A 19,498-nucleotide genomic window follows, 5' to 3' on the forward strand; every position below is an offset into this window, starting at 1 on the left:
CCTACAAAAAGCGATAATCCGCCAGCTCAGTAGCGATTCGTGTGTAGCATTCTGTAACCAGCTGCCATCCTTGCTCTGTTTTTGAAAAAATTTCTGTGACGACAAAGGGGTTCTCAACTGGAGTACCCTTGACCACAGCCTTTAAGACCAATTTCTTGTAAATCACGGCTGTTTGCCCAAAATCCTCTAGGACTTGTTCCAAAACTTGGACATCCTGATAGACGAATTTTCGGCTATCAAATGCCTCCAACTCTCCCTCCTTGTCTAAGGTAATACCCATGTGAACAAAGTGAGCTTTGTCAGCAATCAAATCCTTGACAGGCTCCATCGCGTTTGCCAGTTTGGCCTGCCAAATCTTTTCAGATAAGTTTTCTATCATGTGAACCATAAACTACCTCCTTTATCCCTTCTTTAGAAATAGTATACTCCTGGAAAAACCTTCTGTAAAATAGTGATTTCACATACCAGTATTTATAAAATGAATACTGAGCAAAAAAAAAAAAAACCAATCTCCGAGGAGATTAGTCAAAAATATTTTTTAAAATGCTTACTGCCTGATGGATTTGGTCATTAGTAATGGTCAATGGTGGTAAGAGGCGGATGACATTGGTACCAGCTGTCAGAATAATCAAGCCCTTGGCACGGGCTTTAGCAACCAAGTCAGGCAAGTCTCCAGTCGTTTCAATTCCAATCATGTAACCCAGACCACGGATGTCTACTACTGATTTTTTATCGTGCATGGCTTCTTTTAATTCTTTCATCAGAAGCTGGCTCTTTTCTTGAACCGCCTCCAGAAATCCATCTGCTTTCAGGAGATCCAAACTAGCGGAAGCCGCTGCCATGGCCAGCTTATTCCCCCCAAAGGTCGAACCATGACTACCATAAGAGAAGGCAGAACTTAGCTGACTACGGCCTAAAATGGCCCCAGCAGGTACACCACTGGCCAAGCCCTTGGCAAGACTGACAATATCGGGCAGAATGCCATAATGTTCAAAGGCAAAGAGTTTCCCAGTCCGCCCCATTCCCGTTTGAACCTCGTCCACGATGAGCAAGATTCCCTTTTCTTGGCAAAAGGCTGCCAAGCCTTTCACGAAGTCAGATTGGGCAGGAAGAACCCCTGATTCACCTTGAACCAGCTCCAGCATGACCGCGGCTGTCTCATTGGTGACCAAAGCCTTGACTGAGTCTAGGTCGTTGTAGGTCGCATAGCTAAAATGCGGAACCAAGTCGCCAAAGCCCTCCTTGATTTTGTCCTGACCTGTGGCAGACATGGCTCCGAAAGTCCGGCCATGAAAGGAATCGATAAAGCTGATGATTTCCTGCTTGCCAGTGGCCTTGCGGGCCAACTTGATGGCAGCCTCATTGGCCTCCGCCCCGCTATTGCAGAAAAAAGCCAGGTAATCATAGGTCCCAATCAGCTTTTCAGCTACTTCCTCCTGCAGGCTGCTTTGATAAAGGTTGGGACTGTGCCAGATGGCATCCACCTGCTGGGCCAAGGCAGCCTTGATCTGGGGATGAAAACCTAGATTAGTAACCCCAATGCCTGATGAAAAGTCCAGATACTTCTTCCCATCCTGATCAAACAAGTAGGCCCCTTCTGCTTTGACAAACTCCAGGTCAGCCCGCTTGTAATTTTGAAATAATTTGCTCATACTCACTCCCTAATAATGGTGCCCGTGCTGAGGTTGTCTCCGATGAGCACCTGCCCCACTCCTGCTAAAACTGTCTCTACTGCGGCTTGAATCTTTGGAATCATCCCGCCAGAAATAATTTCTTGATCAATCTTTTCCTGCACATCTGATACCCTCAAGACATCTAGGACTTGCTTATTTTCCAGGACTCCAGGCACATCCGTCATCAAAATCAAGCGGTCCGCCTTGAGGGCACTGGCCACTGAAGTTGCCAAATAGTCCGCATTGATATTGAGCTCCTGACCTGCCTTATTATAGCCCAGCGATGCTAAAATCGGTACAAAATCATCTTCCAAGACCAGGTCAAGAAATGTGGGATGGATTTGACTAATTTTGCCAACATAGCCAAGTGTTTCTTGGTCTAAAAATTCCGCTTCTACAATTCTGGCCAAACTAGCCTTGAGCTGAATGGAATCAATATCCATCTTCAGCAATTTCTTACTGATGTCAAGCCCAACCTGCTCTACCAAGGCATGGTGAACCAGGGCCATATCTGACTGACTGGTCACCCGCAACCCATTGATTTTCTTGACAGGAATGGACTGTTCTTTCATGAGTTTATTGATGGCATAGCCACCCCCATGGACAATAACCAGCCGATGACCCTCATTCTTCCAAGCCTTTACTTGGTTTAGAAAATCCTGACTCAGCTGCTGACTGGCAACACCGCCAATTTTGATAACAATGGTTTGAGACATAAGAACATTCACTTCTTTCAAATAAGATAATAAACACTGGTTTTTCGAATTTGTGGACAAAAAACTCTACAAAATCACTACATCCAAAGAGCAACAAGGCAAACTGACGCAGACAAAAAAATGTTTGCATGCAGGGCTTAAGACAAAAGGTTAGTAGGCAGTTTCTTGCAGGCTGTACTGGGGTGGGCCAAACGAAACTAAGGCCCTCACCTGAAGTCTGATTAACCACTAAATCCAAAGAGCAACAAGGCAAACTGACGCAGACAAAAAATGATTAAATGCAGGGCTTAAGGCAAAAGGTTAGTAGGCAGTTTCTTGCAGGCTGTACTGGAGTACGCCAAAAGAAACTAACACCCTAACCTGAAGTCTTAAGTGCGATAAAGAGCATTGATTTTGACATAATCATATGACAAATCACACCCCCAGGCCTGACCAAGTGCCTCTCCAGCGTGCAAGTCGACAGTGATGGTCACTTGATCAGCCTGCATAACATCCGCCATTTCCTCTTCGTCAAAGGATACTGGGCTGGAAGCTAGCATGACTGGAAGATCGCCCAGTTTGATATCGATATTTTCAACCGGAACATCTACACCAGCATAGCCTACTGCTGCCAGAATCCTTCCCCAGTTAGGGTCCTCTCCAAAAATGGCGGTCTTCACAAGACTAGAACCCACCACTGACTTGGCCATCATCCGCGCATCCGCTTCATTGGGAGCATTGACCACATTGACCTCAATAAGCTTGGTCGCGCCCTCACCATCTCTGGCAATTTTCTTGGCCAAATCCTGCATGACAAAGTTGAGCATGGCAGTGAATTTCTCAAAATCAGCCGTATCTGGCACTATTTCCTTGTTGAGGGTGCAGCCATTTGACAGAACCAAAACCATATCATTGGTAGAGGTATCACCATCCACCGTAATTTGATTGAAGGTTTTTTCAACCGTCTTGGCAAGGGCCAGTTGTAGGGTTTCGCTGGAAATAACCGCATCACAGGTGATAAAGGCCAGCATGGTAGCCATATTGGGATGAATCATGCCTGAACCCTTGGCAACACCTGCCATGGTGACCTCGTCTCGTCCAAACATTTCCGTCACCGCCACGGTCTTGATATCCGTATCGGTTGTCAAAATGGCCTTGGAAAAATCATCCGCATTGCCATTGACCACCAACTTGGACAAGCCCTTTTTCAGGGTATCCATTGGCATTAGCTCTCCGATAACCCCGGTCGAGGCCACAGCAACGGTTTCTGGCTCCACACCCAATTTGTCCGCTGTCCATTGTTGCATGGTGTAGGCATCTTCCAAGCCTTGCTGACCCGTACAGGAATTGGCGCAGCCAGAATTGACCACAACTGCCCGCATCTTCTGGGATTTCTCTACTGCTTCCTTAGTTACAAGGAGCGGAGCCGCAATGACCTTGTTGGTCGTGTAAACTCCAGCTACGCTGGCAGGTACTTCTGACACAATCCAGCCGAAATCCATTTTTTTCTTTTTAAAACCAGCATGGAGCCCATCTGCTGAAAAGCCCAAGGGGCTGGCAATATTTCCATTAATCACTTTCATCTCTACATTTCCATTCTATAAATAATTTGGAGCCATAATAAAGCCCTCGGTTTCAGGCCATCCCATCATCAGATTGAGATTCTGAACAGCTTGGCCAGCCGCTCCCTTGACCAAGTTGTCAATGACTGCGATAACTGTCACAATCTGGGTCACAGGATTGTAAGCAAAGCCGATATCCGTAAAGTTTGATCCGATGACATTGTACAATTCTGGCAGTTCCTTCTGGATACGAACAAAAGGTTTCTTTGCATAAGTTTGGTTAAAGGCAGCTTCAATATCATCTACCTCAACACCTTCCTTGATTTTTGCATAACAAGTCGCCATAATACCGCGATTGACTGGCAAAAGGGAGGTGGAAAATTGAATATAGTTTAGCTGATGATTGAAGGTTTTCAACTGCTGAACAATCTCAGGAATATGCTGATGGCGGTTGAGTTTATAGGTCACATAATTATCATGGACATTGACAAAATGGCTGGACTCGCTAAGGGCCTTGCCTGCCCCTGTCAAGCCAGATTTAGCATCCACGATGATGGAGTCAGGCTCAATGATGTCCGCATGCAAAAGAGGGGCTAGGGCTAAGCTGGTGGCTGTTGCATAACAGCCTGGATTGGCGATGAATTTCTTGCCCTTTACAGGAGTAAACTCAGAAAGCCCATAAACAAACTGGTCCAAAATCAACTGATTGGCAGCTGCTTTCCCATACCATTTTTCATAGCTCGCAACTGGTAAGCGGTGGTCCCCCGACAAGTCAATGACAGGAAAACCAACAGTCACAAAATCTTGACTCAAATCCTTGGCAACCCCACTCGGAGTGGCCAAAAAAACCAAATCGGACTGCTGCATAATAGCAGATGTATCAAAGGCCTCAATGACCAAATCACAAATCCCCAGCAAATATGGATAGAGATCAGATAATTTTTTCCCCAAATCCTTGGTTGCATGAATAGAAACCAGCTCAACTTTTGGATGATTATGCAAAATACGAACCAGCTCCAAGCCACTATAACCTGTTATTCCAACAATCGAAACCTTCATTCTATTCACTCCGTTTGTATAAATATACACACCATTCTAAAGGGTTTTGAATGAAATGTCAAGGATTTTATTTAAAAATGTGCAATTTATGCGTTTTCATAAGCAAAATTGCGAAATTTTTGCAAAATCATCTAAAAACCACCATTCTTGTGAATAGTGGTCTTATTTAACATTATAAAACATTCTTTCTGATGAGCTTTGTCTATTCAGAGGATGTGGACACAAAAAAACATCTCCTTGCAAATCAGGAGATGCTGTCAGTTAGTTTTCAATACAAATGCCTTGGCTATCCACTGTCAATGGACAAATCTGGCCATCGAATTGTTTTGCCTCCAATTTCTCCACCATCTCATCCAATTGATCTTTTGGCAACAAAGTCATAACAGTCGGACCAGCACCTGATAAATAGGTGGCATAGGCTCCTACTTCTCTTGCTAGCTGCTTGATTGGATAAAATTCTGGAACCAATTTTTGACGGAATTGTTCATGAAACATGTCCGATTCAATCGCTCTTCCAGCAGTGACCATATCCCCCTTCATCAGGGCCGCAATCGCAACATTAGCTATAGAACTAGCAGCAACAGCTTTCTTATGGGAAAGTTGGTTGGGAAGAACATTGCGACTATCACTAGTTCTCAACTGATAGTTTGGAATAAAGGCCAGAAAAGCTACATCAGGAAAATCCGCCACAACAGCAGATACTTGCTTGTTAACATAACTTGCAATGACAAGATTACCAAAAATAGCCGGTGCAACATTATCAGGATGCCCCTCAAAAGTCGTTGCGAAACGTAACTTTTCTTCATCAGATAGGTTGAGCTGCCCCAGTTGATTGGCTAATTCAATCCCGGCAACAATGACCGAGCTTGATGAGCCCAGACCACGCGCCAAGGGGATATCTGATGTCATTTTAACCCGATGGGGTTGGAGGTTTTTGCTGACCTTAAGAGCCGTTTTGATGAGGAGATTGCGCTCATCATTTGGTACAAACTCCAAATCATGCTCAACAACCCATTTATCCGTTTTTTCCAAGACTTCAATGGATAGGTATTTAGACAATGCCACACCAACTGAGTCAAATCCTGGTCCAATGTTGGCACTGGTTGCAGGTACAATAATTTTCATTTTAGTCCCCCAATACCTTAAAGACATTGGAGACACGGAATTCTGCTGCCTCTTCTAATTGCTTTGTGACATTTTCAAGCTGGTTTTTGCTCATCGAGTGGGTCACAATAACCAAGCGGGCTTCTTTTTCATCGGAAGGTTGTTGCAGGATTTGCTTAAAGGAAATAGCCTGAGCGTTAAAAATTTCAGCCAAGCGTAGCATTTTCCCTTGAACATCCGGCGTCAAAATAGAGAAGTAATAATCACTCTTCACATCTTCTGCAGTTGCCAACTGGAGCGGACGAGAAAATTCATTGAAATCCTTGCCAATTGTATTGTCTTTCAAACGACGGACAATGCGGATGATATCAGCTGTCACGCTAGCTGCAGTCGGCTTTTGACCCGCACCCGGACCATAAAACATAGACTCACCAATACCGACAGACTCTACAAAAACAGCGTTCATAACACCATTAACACTGGCAAGCGGATGATCTTTTGGCAAGAAAGTCGGTGACACCTCAGCAGAAATACCAGATGCTGTTTCTTGGATATCACCGACAAGCTTGATGACATAGCCCAATTCTTGAGCAACAGTTACATCTTCAGGCGTAATTCCTGTAATCCCCTTGTGGCTCACCTGATCAAAAGCAATGGTCATACCAAAGGCAAATTGACTCAAAATCACAGCTTTATAGGCTGCGTCAATCCCTTCCACATCATTGGTTGGGTCGCTTTCCGCATAGCCCAGTTCCTGCGCAGTTTTCAACGCTTCTTCATAGGTCCAACTCTCATCCACCATCTTGGTCAGCATGAAGTTAGAGGTTCCGTTAAGGACTCCCAAGATACGAGTGATTTTATCGGAAGCAAAAGAGTTTGCTAGGGTCCGCAAGATAGGAATCCCACCCGCTACCGCTGCTTCATAGTAGAGAGCAACGCCATTTTCCTTGGCGATAGCCCGAAGCTCGCTTCCATGAACAGCCAATAAGTCCTTATTTGCAGTAACGACATGCTTCTTGGTTTGGAGTGCCCGTGAAATAAACGTTTTTGCAGGCTCGATTCGGCCCATCAACTCCACGATAATGGAAATCTCTTCGTCCAAAATCAACTCATCAATGTCAGTAACAAAGTGATAATCATGACCTGCAGCCAAGAGACGCTCTTTTTCTGCATCATCCTTGACCAAAATTTTGGTCACTTCAATGTCATCTTGGGCAGCTTGCTTAATTTTTTCAGCGTTTTCTGTCAATAAAAATGGCACACCGCTGGCTACTGTACCAAATCCCAATAATCCAATCTTGACTGTCATGATGACTCCTTTTAAATATAATTTTTTCTATTATATCAAATTTTCTGATATTATTCCAAAGAATGTTATGATATAATAAGCGTAGTACGCAAAAAAACAAATCAATCAAAATAACTGACCTGTTTTTACTGAAGGAGGAAATGATGGCAACTGCTCATCGTAAAGGAAAGAAAAATAAAAAGGAACTGCTTCTACTGATGTTGACCTTACTGATGTTAGTTGCCTTGGTTATTGGGGTTATCTATACTCAAAGTGAAAGTTACCTAGCTAATCTTGGACACCAAACAACAAACAAGCAACAACCAAAGAAAGTAGCTAATAATTCGGAAGTTCCAGTTACAACTGAAGCGGCAACTCTTTCTTCAACAGAAGAACAGGATCCTGCTCCTACAACAGACATTGTCTGGGAAAAACAAGAGAAACCAGTCCAGCTTCCTATTCTAATGTACCATGCGATTCATGTGATAGCTCCTGGTGAAGAAGGGAATGCAAACTTGATTGTTGACCCTACAACCTTTGAAAGTCATCTTCAGGCGCTTCAGCAAGCTGGCTATTATGCGGTATCTCCAGAAGAAGCCTACAAGATGCTGACCGAGAATGTTGTACCGAAAGACAAAAAAGCAGTCTGGTTGACCTTTGATGATAGTTTATGGGACTTCTATGATATTGCCTATCCTCTTCTCAAAAAATATGGGATGAAAGCCACTAACAATGTCATCACAGGTACAGTTGGACACGAAGCCAATCTCAGTTTGGACGAGATGAAGGAAATGAAAGAAAATGGTATTTCACTCCAAGGTCATACGGTCACTCATCCGGCCTTGGGCAATACGGACCCAGCCTTGCAAAATACTGAGCTGGCAGATTCAAAAAGCTATTTAGATAGCAACTTGGATCAAGACACAATCTCCTTTGCCTATCCATCAGGAAGCTATACAGAAGAAACTATTGCCATTGCAGAAAGAAATAATTTTAAAATGGCTTTGACCACCAATGAAGGAATTGCTTCTGCAGCCGATGGCCTCCTATCACTCAACCGTGTCCGTGTTCTTCCTTCCATGACAGCGGAACTACTGCTTCAAACAATTGCAACTCCATAAAAAATACGGAATTTTTTCCGTATTTTTTCTTTAGTTTAAACAATCATTTTCAAGGATAACCTTTATCCGCAGACCATCCCCATCTTCCATGAAGTAATAAGTATCTGATCGTTCTAGGATAGGCACCGAATGGAGCATTGCCTTTTTGAGAGAAGCCTTGAATGGGATAGGATTGTTAAAAGCAACAGTGAAATAATTCAAACCTGGCCGATATTTCTCACGCTTTGCTAAATTTGGACCAGCCCATTGATTGAAAGCTAAATGATGGTGGTAATTTCCTGAAGCAATCCAGGAAGCCGATGGAATGGTCATCTTGTCTCCTAGGTTAAAGATTTTCTGATAGCGTTTGGATGAGGCCATAGCATCCCTCACACTCAGGTGAACATGGCCGATGACTGTCTCTTTGTTCAAGTAGTAGGTATTCAAATTCTGGCTGCTGGCCAAAAGGCCATTGGCATCCAACTCTTCTGTCACTCCTATGATTCTGTCATCCTTTCGGATATCCCATTCTTCGACTGGCTTATCACAATAGATTTCAATCCCATTTCCCTCAGGATCATCCAGATAAATAGCCTCACTATAGCCGTGGTCTGCACCACCTGTCAAGTTGACACCGGATAACAGCAAGTGTTTCAAGGCTGCTCCTAATGCTGGACGACTTGGAACTAAGATTGCTATATGAAAGAGACCATAATTTTTCTCAGCTGGTAAATCTGTCTTCAGTAGGCGGATAAGAACTTGCTTTGACTCCTTCAAGCCCAGTTCCGCTTCTGAATCTGTCTGACTCAGGATGGAAAAACCAATGTATTTACTATAAAACGCTGCTTGGCTTACCACATCATGTACATTTAGTGTCACCTCGCCTAAACTTATTTCGGATTGGTAGGGATATCTCATCTTCTTCCTCCTTTTCTATAAAAAAATTATAACTAAATAGTGACAAAAAGACAAAAATATGCTATCGAATCTTAAATTTGAACAAAAAGAAAACGGAAATCATTTTCCGTTTTCCTCACTTAATCCACCAGCAACATCGCCTTTATAGCCTTTCTATCAGCCATATCTTGGTAGGCTTGATTGACATCATCCAGGTGGTAGGTATCTGTAAAGACACGGCCTGGGTTAATATCCCCGTCCAGCACTGCCTTGAGCAAGACTTGTTTGTCATAGGTTGTGACGGATGCAGCCCCACCACCAACTGTGATGTTTTGGGCAAAGGTTGATCCCAGTGGATGATTATTATAGTGGGGAACCCCAACAAAACCGATTCGGCCACCATTGTGGAGAACGCCGAGGGCTTGGTCAATGGAACTTTCTGTTCCGACACATTCCAGAGCAGCATCCGCACCGCCTCCGAGAATTTCACGTACCTTTGCAATCCCTTCTGGGCCTCTTTCTGCTACTACTGCTGTGGCTCCTGATTCTAGGGCCATTTCTTGGCGGTCCTTATGGCGACTCATCATGATAATTTGGGAAGCTCCCATCATCTTAGCTGCGATGACTGCACACTGGCCTACAGCCCCATCACCAATGACCACCACCTTATCTCCACGTTGGACATTGGCCACACGGGCAGCGTGGTAGCCAGTCGGCATGACATCTGCCAAGGTCAAGAGGGATTTGATCATCCCTTCTGAATAATCGCTCGGCTGGCCTGGGACCTTGACCAGTGCCCAATTGGCATAGTGGAAACGAAGATATTGAGCCTGGTAACCGCCACCCCAGTTGCTATAACCAGGGTGATTGTCACAGGTTCCATCAAAACCTGCCCGGCAGGCATCACAGTGACCGCAACCATGAGTAAAAGGAACAATGACAAAATCACCCGGTTTTACCGTTGTAATGGCAGATCCAACCTCTTCGATAATGCCTAGGGCTTCATGACCAGAGTTGATAGAATGACCTTCCTTGTTATCACCGTGGGAATAGGACCACAAATCGGATCCGCAGACACAGGCCCGAACAATTTTGATAATAACATCATCATCAGCTTGAAGGCTTGGTTTGGCAACCTCCTCCACAATCATAGAACCTGCCTTTTCAAAAATTGCTGTTTTCATAGAAAAACCTTTCATATCTTTTGAAGATATGCCTTTCCACTTCTTTTACACTAGTATAACACTTGAAGTCAACTCCAAGTCAAGTAAAAATATGAAAATAATGACAAATCGAGCATAAATAAAAGACTAGCAATGAACCGCACCCCAAAAGTTAGACAGACAAAATCTAACTTTTGGGGTGCGGTTCACATATGGTAGCTAGTCTTTTATTTATTTCTCATCTTTATGATGGCTTCTATCACATCACGGTAAGATGTTTTAGAAAGGGGGGACAGGTTGATTGATTTTTCCGCTAAATAGCGAGCCACCCTGTTCTTGTGTTTATTTTGATAACCCTTGCTGGTAACAATAAGGATATAAATAATCAGAATCAGTAAAATCGGAATCGCGATAAATGGTGCAATAAAGATAGCCTTGATTTGAACGGCATCTGAAATAACTGAAGCGTTTCCGTCCACATTTTCAATCCGATGTCCACGAACTAGTAAACGATGGGAATTGATACCATAAGGCGTACAGGTCACGAGAGTTACCAAATCTTGCTCAGGATTTGCCACCAAGGTAGATAAGTCTGTTGGCTCTACTACACGGATCTGGTCCACTTGATAGGTCAAGGTTTCGTTTAGGATATGAAGTGTAAAAATATCTCCCTCTCGCAGTTTGTCTAAATCTGAAAATAGACGAGCTGACGGGAGGCCGCGGTGGCCTGATAGAACACTGTGCGTCCCAAGTCCACCTACAGGTAAAGACGTTCCTTCCAGGTGCCCAATTGAAGTTTCCAGAACTTTTTCATCTGTCCCATGAAAAAGGGAGAGCTTCACATGGATTTTAGGAATTTCAATATAACCCATGATGCCATTATTGTTGAAATTGAGCTCCTGATTATACGTTTCTAAATCAGATGCCGAAACATTCCAATTAAGGGGATGGCTGTCATTGTAGCGATGGGCACTATCAATGATTTTCTGATATTCCTCATCTGTCATATCCGATACACTTTGTGAATAAGACATGATAGCCTCAGATTGGTGGAAAGAATTCCAGTAATCACTGACAGAGGGGTAAGCTAATAATCCCAGACCAACAAAAAAGACGAGAGGCATAACAAAAGAAGGGGCTTTCTGTTTAAGCCACTTGAACATGCAATTCCCTCCTTTCTTCCTTGTGTATCACACTTTTGAGACAGAAATTCCCTATCCCAAAAGTCTAAACACAAGTGTTTAGACCAAAGAAATACCTTCGGAAATACTTCCAACAGCTGCTTCCGCACTTCCGAAGATAAGTTCTTTATGAACGATGTATGACGCTTAGATATTGTTCATACGACGTTTTGAAATAGTATAAACCAGTGCTACCAAAAGTAGAATTGAACCAACTAAGTAGAATAACGTTGTTCCGATTGCACCAGTATTCGGTAATACACCACCTTTTTTGTTGATAACATTTGCTTGCGCAGTGTTGTCAGCAGTCACTTCGATAGCTTGACGTTCAGTCAATACATTGTAACCATTTGGTGCCTTAATTTCTTCAAGGTAATAAGTTGTACCACCTTTAAGGCCCTTAATAACCACTTGACCAGCTTCAATCGCAACGCCTGCTTCATTAGCTTCTGCTACACGGTAAGTTCCATCTGCATCTTTGACAACCTTGATTTCAGTACCACCAGTTGAAGCATCATAGAGTTTGAATTCTGCTCCAGTAAGAGTTTCACCTGCATCGTTTGTTTTCTTCAAAGTGAAACGGTGAGTAGTCACTGTAGTCTTGTTATCGTCTGGATTCTGAGGATTTACTGGGGTTGGATCTGTTGGAGTTGGGTTTGGATTGTCAGGGTTATTTGGATCTGTTAGATCTGTTGGATCAAAAGAATTGTATCCAATAGTTGCAGTATTGGTCGCTTCTCCTTCTTTAGCATCTTTCGTTACTACAGCGGAATAAGTTACTAATACTTCACTTGGTGAATCGTAAATAGTTGACTTATTATCTTGCATCCAATCCAAGACAACAGTCATTTTGCCGTTAGAGTCAAAGCTAACAGTGTAATCAGTATCCTTAACAAGTGTTTTAGTACCAACTTTGACAACTACGGAGGTTTGGTCAATTGCTAATGCTGTAGGCGTATCGGTAACAGTGTAAGATAGGATTTGCTTGGTCACACCAGCAGTAGTTACATAGTTAGTAGCATTAAACTTAATTTGGAATGGTACTGTATCACCAATTTTAGCAGTTGTTGTGGATGTAGTTGATCCATCTGCTGCTAAAATTTTCTTACCACCACCATTTGTACCATCTGGAATAGTTGGTCCTTGTTCGTTCTTGTCAATAACAGTTGCATTCGGAGTTGTACTGTCAACAGTAAGCACTGCCCCAAGTGAAGAAGTTACAAAATAGTAACCAAATGTTAAGTTTGTAAATACTAGAGTATTATCTGTTGCAGTCGAGCTAGTAACTTTTGTTCCGAAGCTTTTTGCCCATGCAGCAAATTCTGGAGTTGACACATCTGCATTTTGTTTTGCAGTGATATTGCCTTTGCTATCCACATCAAACCAGGTGTCACCACCAAAATCTGCTGCAGTTTTACCACTTGGGAGTTTATAAGAGATACCAGAACCATCTGCTGTTACAGTTGCATCAAAGAGTTTGTAAAGCTCATAGGTTTGACTTTGCGAAGCATTGCGTACAGTAATTGTTCCTGTACCACCTGCGTTTGTATCCACCTCTTGCGCACTAGCGACAGTGGTAGGCAAGACCATAGCTAGCACTGCCAACACGGTCATGAAAAGACTTTTTAATTTATTCATGATTTTCTTTTTCCTTTTTCTTTTTTTACTACGGAGAGGCAGACATGAAATCCTGCAACTCGCATTGCGAAACTAGTATTAAAGTAAGCGGAAATTCAGCCCTAGGACCTCTTTTTCCGATTACGTTGAACAAATAGATGCATCAGATAGGAGGAGACTATGAGAACAAGTCCAGAAAGGATAAACCATTTCTGTCCACTTCCGCCAGTGCTTGGCAGAGCTCGGCCTTGCTCATTAGCAACCTTGATGCGATGACTGGCATCACCCGTTGTTCTTTCTAACTGGGCCCTTTCTGGAGTAGCATCGTTACCCATTTCATCAGATAGGGAGACCGTGTAGAAGGACATTGTCTGTTCTTCATTGAAGTTATCCTTAATGGTAAAGTAGATAAAGCTGTCTAGGATAATGAAGCCATCCGGTGCTGCCAACTCCTGGAGTCGATAACGACCAGGTTCCAAGCCCACAGGAATATTGCTGCCATCTGTGCTAGTTATAGCAAAATATTGTGCACCATCAACCTGAGCCCAATTGAGACCATCCCACTTAGTCAGTTCAAACTTACCACCTGACAAGTCCTGCCAAGTTAAGTCAGTCTTCTGAATTTTGATAACTTCATTAACTTTCAACTGACCAAACTGACTATCCAACTCATAATTGGCCAGATTGGTTCCGTCCTTAGGCTGATAGTTGAAGTAATTCGGCATGAAACCTGGTTCGGTTGGTCCGCCTAGGAAGGTTGGAACAACTCCTTCTCCATCGACAAATCCAGTATAGTCAACTCCAGTTGGAACCGAAATAGCGATACTGTCAGCACGGAGCTCACTACCATCATAATCCTTGCTTGCTGAATCAGATGTTAAAATCAAATGACGTTTATCGATAGTTAGTTTTCCATCTAAAATATGGAAATCAACTGAGAAATTTGGACTTGAGCTTGAGAAACGATTTTGAAGACTGAGGATATATTCACCTGCATCAGTTTTCGTAAGCGTCTTGTCGGTATCTGAACCATTGAACACAATCATAGATTCTTTAAAGAGGCCGCTACTATCTTCAATACTTTTAATACTATAGCCAATTGTTTCCGCTTTGCCGTCGTAAATCTTATCCTTGATTTCTCCCTCAATGTAGACAACTACTGGTTGTGGGGTTACAGTCAGAACGCCTGGAATGTACTGAATATTGTAGAAGTAATTTCTATCAGTAGTACCGGATTTCAGAACAGCATCTTTCGGAGTTGTTGCACTTTGACCAACATCCGTTTGGCTTCCAGCAAATGCGATGCTTTCAAGTGTGTCTCCTGGTTCTAAGTAAGCCTGATAATCTGTATTGATATCTGTCAAATCTGTACTTTCAAGAGCTTGACCATCATAAATTTTGCTCTTATTTGTAGCCGTTAAAGTCAAATTTTTCTTATAGTAGAGATCAATGACAATATCATTAGTATCAGAAATTCGGTAGAGTTGCTTATTGGCAACATTGTTGTTATCCAAAGATTTCTCATAGGTATAGCCAGCAATACTTGGACGAGTAACTAGATAAGAACTCGATTTTTTACGATAAGCAATGGTTGGTTTTTGACCAGGAATTGGATTTCCATCCATGTCTAGATAATTCACGGTAATCTTAGCGGTATCATAATCCCGATATTCAAAAACTAGAACATTGTTGGCATCATTGGATGATAGGGTCAAGGTTTTGAGATTGACCACTGGATAGTAATCCTTGGCAAGCATGTCTGCAGTAACATTTGGCTGAGTAGCAAAATACTCTTTATTTACCTTGGTGGCCGTTTCCTTAACACGAATCGTGCTTCCTGGAACCGTCTTAGTTACTGATGGCGCCACTTCGATAGTTGGATCTGTTGCTAAGACATATTTGATAGTATAGGTAATGTCAGCCGTTTTGCTCGCATAGTAGAAGATAATTTCATTGTTGGCATAGTCCAACACAACATCTTTACTTCTACTGTCTGGTCGATATCCTGTGATAGCTAATGCATCTTCAGTAATCGTTTGACCTAGTACAAAGGCTGGACTAGTAACTACCTTCTCTGTTGCTAGTGCTTTATTTGTGCCCGCTTCTAAGTATTTGACAGTATAGGTCAAAGGCTTCAGTTTCCACCTTGCATAAAGGGTGACAGGACCTGTTACAGGTTTGCTCCAGTCGTAATATGTCCCTCCAGTTGGCTGAGTATACCAACCAACAAAATCATAATAATCACGGGTTGGATCAGATGGCACTGTCGCAGTTTTGTATTTCTCTACCATCTGCGTTGGCGGTGGTGTTCCGCTTCCCCCATTCAGATCAAAGGTAACTGGATAGGAAGGAGCAACCCAATTGGCATATAAGGCTAGATTGTTTGGCGGCATTACCCCGAAGGTGTATTTACTTCTTAGGTCAGGATCTGAGTACCAACCTCCCCAAGTATAGTCCGCATCGACTGTTGCAGGCCGCGGAGGTATGTAATCATAGGTCGGAGTGTTGATATTCTGATCAAACCGAACTGTTTTTCCTGTCGATTTAATCAAACTATCCTTGTAGAAATAGTCGATGGTATAGGTTTCGCGTTGGTAATAGAAACGGTAGGTTGTTACAACATTTCGATAACCGTAATAACTATTAATCCAGATTGTAGAGGTTACATTACCTGGCTGACCTGGTGGCACCGAAATTGGAATAAAACCAGCAATGGACTTCTGGCCAAGACCTGAATTCCAACGTGACTTGAAGGACTGACTGAGGTCAGACAAGTCATAAGTATTTGGATTATCAGCAGACTGTAAGTAATATTCTACTTTTTTATCAATTAAGCCAGCTTGCCACTGTGCAGTAAATATCTTAATATTGTTACTGTCTGCTCCATTGATGACATCCTCTGTCACCTTATCACGGTCCGTTAGATATAAGGTATTATTCGGATTATTTATGTTATACCAACCAGTGAAACCATAGGAGTTCCCTGAGTCAAAAATTTCATTTGTAGAAGACGGCCACTGCGGTGCCATATATTGACCAAGAACCACATCTTTAATCTCGTAGTATGTTCCACTTGTCTTGGTATAGGTCTGTCCATTCATGACCAGACGGAGACGACTGTCTGCCCAATAATCACCTGTTGAGCCTAAGTCAAATCGAAGAGTATAGCGCTTCAGTTTATAGTAGACATTGAGCACAGAAGAACCATCCGGTTTAATGACAACTGATGAGTTAGCATTAGCTACGGTATCTGTTTGGTGGTAAGGCAAGGTAGAGGCTATCGAATCTGCAGAACTTGCCTGAACCGTCGTTCCGACAGTTCCAGATTTGCTAGCAGTGGTTTGATAAACATAGCTAAAGGTCCCTGTACTAGTATCATAAACCTCTTTAAAATAAACTACAGTGTAAGGAACAATTTTGGGTTCCCACTTGGCGTATAGTGTTTGATCTCCATCTAACTCGATTGACCCAGTTACAGGGCTGCCTGACAGGTCTTTGTTTGAATACCAACCAGCGAAGGTATAGCCTTCTTTTGTTGGAATAACACTGGAAATTGACAGCTTCTCTTTATAAAGCCCTGTTTGGGGTTCTACATAACTTCCGCCATTAGTTTGATAACTTAAGGTATATGATTTTCGAGTATAATAAACCTTTAATTCTTGACCATCTCTTTGAGTGATTTCTACAGAATCTGTTTTTTCAAAATCAGCATAGCTATAATTGAGGATTTGAGCAGTAACAGTCGATCCTAAAATTCCATAAGCATGGACTCGCTCAATCTCAGTGTAGCCATCACCAGTCAAATCTTTCAAAAGATAAACAAAGTCATATTCTGCTGTATAGGGTACAAACTCCAAATCGATTGTGATAGTCTTATCTTCTTGATTTGCCAGTGTTGCAATTTGATCCTGGGTGATTTCAATAAGAGGCTGCTGAGGATAGTAGATTGCATCTGCTGGTAGGGACGGATCATCACTTCGGTAAACCTTTGTAGAGGCTGGAGGTGTAATTCGATATGGAATATCACTATCATCCAATTGGAAGGTTTCAGAGTCGAAAACAACGTTTTGATTTGCACTCTTATTCTGATAGAAATAATTGACCTTAATCGTATAGATGGAAATAGGTTCAAAAACAGCCTCAACAACCATATCTTCGGTAACAGGTGTGTCTGCTGTCACAATATTTCCTGTTTTCCGATCCATCCAATGCTTAAAGGTATGGCCAGATTTGAATGGTTCTTCAGGAAGGTCTTTGATGGTAGCTCCCTCAGCAATGTCAACCAGTGTAACAATTTCCTGCTCTACATCATCTGAATCCAACATGACAAATTTTACCGTATAGAAATCAGCTGCAACGTCTCCATAGACGGAGAAAGAATCTGCTTGGAAGGAAACTTCTGAAACTTGTTTGTTCTCTTCCTTTGTATTTGCCTTAATGACTTCTACTTGGTTAGCATCTTCAAAGTGAACAATTTTAAGTTTGCTGTCTTCACCGAGTTGAAGGGCCTTGTCATTTTTTATACTAATCTTGACAGGTGAAGCTGGTTCTACTTCATTTCCCTCAAAAAGGAATTGAATATCAAAGAATCGTGCATAGCTGAGACTGCTTGCTCTCAAGGTTTCCTTGGCTTTATCATAATGAGCTTTATATTCCTCAGACTGACTATCCAGCTCTCTAACTTTTAGCTCGACACCTTTTGGAAATTGGGCACTTGCATCAAATTCTGCAGTCAGCTCGTAACCATCACCCTTTTGCACCATGGTGGTTGGCTCAGTAATCTTTTCTTGGTCAGGAGTAGATTCACTATTAGCTTCTGTCGTTGCTGGCTCTTGTGAATCAGTTGGAGCTGGGGTATCTGCTTGTGGTGCTGCAGGTACTACTGGTGCCTCAAGGGTCGTTATCTGCCCACTGCCATTTTCTGTTGTTGATGGGGCCAGCTGGGTATTGATACCCGAAGTTTGATCTACCTTATCTTGGTCAAGCGTTAAGGCCGGTAAAATTAAGGCATAGGTTGTTGCAAATACAACTAAAATAGCAATTAGATTGACAATTTTACTGTATTTTTTTCGCCATAATAGAAATTTCTCAAACTTAAACGGATTCCACATAGTCTCCCTCCCTTCTTCTTAAATTTTTTATTCCAATTCATTCTATTCAATGCCTCCTAACTTTTGCAGAGGCCAGATTTTAAAAATTAACTTTCCGACAATCTGTTCATCAGCAACCGTACCGATGGCATTGTTTCGCGAATCGATGGATTCTTCTCGGTTATCTCCCATAACAAAAATCCGGTTTTCAGGTACCTGGTAGGGAAATGTAATATCTGTATGACCATAGGCTTTATTGGCCAAGTAAGGCTCATCTAACTTCTTCTTATTGACGTAGACATTGCCTTTCTCGTCCATATCCACCCAATCACCAGATTCGGCAATCACGCGTTTAACAAGAATATTGTTATTATAGTAGAAAGCAACTACATCACTGGTTTCGAAATCAGTACTTTTCACAGAAACAACGATATCACCGCTGTCCAATGTTCCCTTCATGGAATTGCCATAAATTCTCAAAATAGGAAGAAATAAGACAGCGATAAGCACAGCAAAAGCAGCAACCACTACGAGCATAAACACGGTACTTCTGATGGTTTCCCAAAAGGTCTTTTTGTATTTGGCTTTTTGGTACGCTGCTTTTATTTCTGATGTTTCAGGAAGCTGCCTTTTCTGGTAGTTTAGGCTACTCATCTGCATCTCCTGTTTCTTTTTTTATATTGGAAAGGTAGAGATCTGCTGCTTTTTGAGCTTCTTCGAAGATCTTCGTCAGTTTAAGAGAAGCTTCTGCAATTGATCCTGATTGTTGAATATCAATCCTCTTATTTTCCAGTTCTTTTTTGGCTGTTGCCAGCTGGGCTCTCAAGTCATCAATTTCTTCAGCCTGTGCCAGCATAATTTCGTATAGTTCCACTCGCTTGAGCTTCCGAAAATCTTTTTCGTTCATTCTAATTTATATAACCTTTATGTATGATGAAAACTAAGTGTGAGTATATCAGAAGAAAGTTAAAAAAACAAGTGGTTCGCTTCACATTTCAATGAAATAATATGGGCCTTGTTTATTTTATCACAAATTGTCCATAAAGTCTATGACAATGACGGTTTCTGA

15 protein-coding genes are annotated in these 19,498 nt (G+C 42.3%); 1 reads left to right on the forward strand and 14 read right to left on the reverse strand.

Annotated features, from left to right (window positions below):
- Window position 1: 1 nt before the first annotated feature.
- The 7 genes from ACEYCN_RS00320 to ACEYCN_RS00350 all read right to left on the reverse strand — a co-directional run bounded on the left by ACEYCN_RS00320 (window position 2) and on the right by ACEYCN_RS00350 (window position 7,402).
- On the reverse strand, window positions 2–388 hold the full coding sequence (locus ACEYCN_RS00320; RefSeq protein ID WP_373712315.1) for a nuclear transport factor 2 family protein: 387 nt from the start codon (window positions 386–388) through the stop codon (window positions 2–4).
- Window positions 389–521: 133 nt separating this feature from the next.
- Window positions 522–1,652, reverse strand: a complete 1,131-nt coding sequence (locus tag ACEYCN_RS00325; protein WP_373712316.1) for an acetylornithine transaminase — start codon at window positions 1,650–1,652, stop codon at window positions 522–524.
- Between the two features lie 2 nt (window positions 1,653–1,654).
- Entirely contained in the window at window positions 1,655–2,389 is a 735-nt protein-coding gene (gene argB, locus ACEYCN_RS00330) for an acetylglutamate kinase (protein ID WP_373712317.1), read from the reverse strand.
- Between the two features lie 368 nt (window positions 2,390–2,757).
- Window positions 2,758–3,951: a bifunctional ornithine acetyltransferase/N-acetylglutamate synthase gene (argJ, locus tag ACEYCN_RS00335; protein ID WP_373712318.1), complete on the reverse strand. Its 1,194-nt coding sequence runs from the start codon at window positions 3,949–3,951 to the stop codon at window positions 2,758–2,760.
- Between the two features lie 15 nt (window positions 3,952–3,966).
- A complete protein-coding gene (gene argC / locus ACEYCN_RS00340) occupies window positions 3,967–4,989 on the reverse strand; it encodes an N-acetyl-gamma-glutamyl-phosphate reductase (RefSeq protein WP_373712319.1) in 1,023 nt (340 codons plus the stop codon).
- A gap of 261 nt (window positions 4,990–5,250) precedes the next feature.
- Window positions 5,251–6,114, reverse strand: coding sequence for a homoserine kinase (gene thrB, locus ACEYCN_RS00345; protein ID WP_373712320.1), 864 nt, complete (start codon window positions 6,112–6,114; stop codon window positions 5,251–5,253).
- Window position 6,115: 1 nt separating this feature from the next.
- A complete protein-coding gene (locus tag ACEYCN_RS00350; protein WP_373712321.1) occupies window positions 6,116–7,402 on the reverse strand; it encodes a homoserine dehydrogenase in 1,287 nt (428 codons plus the stop codon).
- Between the two features lie 143 nt (window positions 7,403–7,545).
- On the opposite strand from ACEYCN_RS00350, the gene ACEYCN_RS00355 reads away from it, so the two are divergent.
- Window positions 7,546–8,502, forward strand: coding sequence for a polysaccharide deacetylase family protein (locus tag ACEYCN_RS00355; RefSeq protein ID WP_373712322.1), 957 nt, complete (start codon window positions 7,546–7,548; stop codon window positions 8,500–8,502).
- A gap of 30 nt (window positions 8,503–8,532) precedes the next feature.
- On the opposite strand, the gene ACEYCN_RS00360 is transcribed toward ACEYCN_RS00355, so the two are convergent.
- The 7 genes from ACEYCN_RS00360 to ACEYCN_RS00390 all read right to left on the reverse strand — a co-directional run bounded on the left by ACEYCN_RS00360 (window position 8,533) and on the right by ACEYCN_RS00390 (window position 19,336).
- Entirely contained in the window at window positions 8,533–9,399 is an 867-nt protein-coding gene (locus ACEYCN_RS00360) for a VOC family protein (RefSeq protein ID WP_373712323.1), read from the reverse strand.
- 119 nt (window positions 9,400–9,518) lie between these two features.
- On the reverse strand, window positions 9,519–10,562 hold the full coding sequence (locus ACEYCN_RS00365) for a zinc-binding dehydrogenase (protein WP_373712324.1): 1,044 nt from the start codon (window positions 10,560–10,562) through the stop codon (window positions 9,519–9,521).
- 206 nt (window positions 10,563–10,768) lie between these two features.
- Window positions 10,769–11,704 carry a class C sortase gene (locus tag ACEYCN_RS00370; protein ID WP_373712325.1) on the reverse strand — a complete coding sequence of 312 codons (936 nt, stop codon included), beginning with the start codon at window positions 11,702–11,704 and terminating at the stop codon, window positions 10,769–10,771.
- A gap of 165 nt (window positions 11,705–11,869) precedes the next feature.
- Window positions 11,870–13,360, reverse strand: coding sequence for a SpaH/EbpB family LPXTG-anchored major pilin (locus ACEYCN_RS00375; protein WP_373712326.1), 1,491 nt, complete (start codon window positions 13,358–13,360; stop codon window positions 11,870–11,872).
- A gap of 101 nt (window positions 13,361–13,461) precedes the next feature.
- Window positions 13,462–18,450, reverse strand: a complete 4,989-nt coding sequence (locus ACEYCN_RS00380; RefSeq protein WP_373712327.1) for an InlB B-repeat-containing protein — start codon at window positions 18,448–18,450, stop codon at window positions 13,462–13,464.
- 42 nt (window positions 18,451–18,492) lie between these two features.
- The gene (gene lepB, locus ACEYCN_RS00385; protein ID WP_373712328.1) at window positions 18,493–19,083 is read right to left on the reverse strand and encodes a signal peptidase I; all 591 of its coding nucleotides are present in this window, start codon (window positions 19,081–19,083) and stop codon (window positions 18,493–18,495) included.
- Complete coding sequence (locus ACEYCN_RS00390) at window positions 19,076–19,336, reverse strand: DNA repair protein (protein WP_373712329.1); 261 nt, start codon at window positions 19,334–19,336, stop codon at window positions 19,076–19,078. Before ACEYCN_RS00390 ends, lepB begins: the two co-directional genes overlap by 8 nt.
- Window positions 19,337–19,498: the final 162 nt, after the last annotated feature.

The sequence above is a fragment of the Streptococcus sp. genome (assembly GCF_041802885.1).
Classification (GTDB): Bacteria; Bacillota; Bacilli; order Lactobacillales; family Streptococcaceae; genus Streptococcus.

What these genes read in the sequence shown, in the direction of transcription:
- ACEYCN_RS00320 (WP_373712315.1), bottom strand. Translation starts at nt 388, where the DNA reads ATGGTTCACATGATAGAAAACTTATCTGAAAAGATTTGGCAGGCCAAA.
- ACEYCN_RS00325 (WP_373712316.1), bottom strand. Translation starts at nt 1,652, where the DNA reads ATGAGCAAATTATTTCAAAATTACAAGCGGGCTGACCTGGAGTTTGTC.
- argB (WP_373712317.1), bottom strand. Translation starts at nt 2,389, where the DNA reads ATGTCTCAAACCATTGTTATCAAAATTGGCGGTGTTGCCAGTCAGCAG.
- argJ (WP_373712318.1), bottom strand. Translation starts at nt 3,951, where the DNA reads ATGAAAGTGATTAATGGAAATATTGCCAGCCCCTTGGGCTTTTCAGCA.
- argC (WP_373712319.1), bottom strand. Translation starts at nt 4,989, where the DNA reads ATGAAGGTTTCGATTGTTGGAATAACAGGTTATAGTGGCTTGGAGCTG.
- thrB (WP_373712320.1), bottom strand. Translation starts at nt 6,114, where the DNA reads ATGAAAATTATTGTACCTGCAACCAGTGCCAACATTGGACCAGGATTT.
- ACEYCN_RS00350 (WP_373712321.1), bottom strand. Translation starts at nt 7,402, where the DNA reads ATGACAGTCAAGATTGGATTATTGGGATTTGGTACAGTAGCCAGCGGT.
- ACEYCN_RS00355 (WP_373712322.1), top strand. Translation starts at nt 7,546, where the DNA reads ATGGCAACTGCTCATCGTAAAGGAAAGAAAAATAAAAAGGAACTGCTT.
- ACEYCN_RS00360 (WP_373712323.1), bottom strand. Translation starts at nt 9,399, where the DNA reads ATGAGATATCCCTACCAATCCGAAATAAGTTTAGGCGAGGTGACACTA.
- ACEYCN_RS00365 (WP_373712324.1), bottom strand. Translation starts at nt 10,562, where the DNA reads ATGAAAACAGCAATTTTTGAAAAGGCAGGTTCTATGATTGTGGAGGAG.
- ACEYCN_RS00370 (WP_373712325.1), bottom strand. Translation starts at nt 11,704, where the DNA reads ATGTTCAAGTGGCTTAAACAGAAAGCCCCTTCTTTTGTTATGCCTCTC.
- ACEYCN_RS00375 (WP_373712326.1), bottom strand. Translation starts at nt 13,360, where the DNA reads ATGAATAAATTAAAAAGTCTTTTCATGACCGTGTTGGCAGTGCTAGCT.
- ACEYCN_RS00380 (WP_373712327.1), bottom strand. Translation starts at nt 18,450, where the DNA reads ATGTGGAATCCGTTTAAGTTTGAGAAATTTCTATTATGGCGAAAAAAA.
- lepB (WP_373712328.1), bottom strand. Translation starts at nt 19,083, where the DNA reads ATGAGTAGCCTAAACTACCAGAAAAGGCAGCTTCCTGAAACATCAGAA.
- ACEYCN_RS00390 (WP_373712329.1), bottom strand. Translation starts at nt 19,336, where the DNA reads ATGAACGAAAAAGATTTTCGGAAGCTCAAGCGAGTGGAACTATACGAA.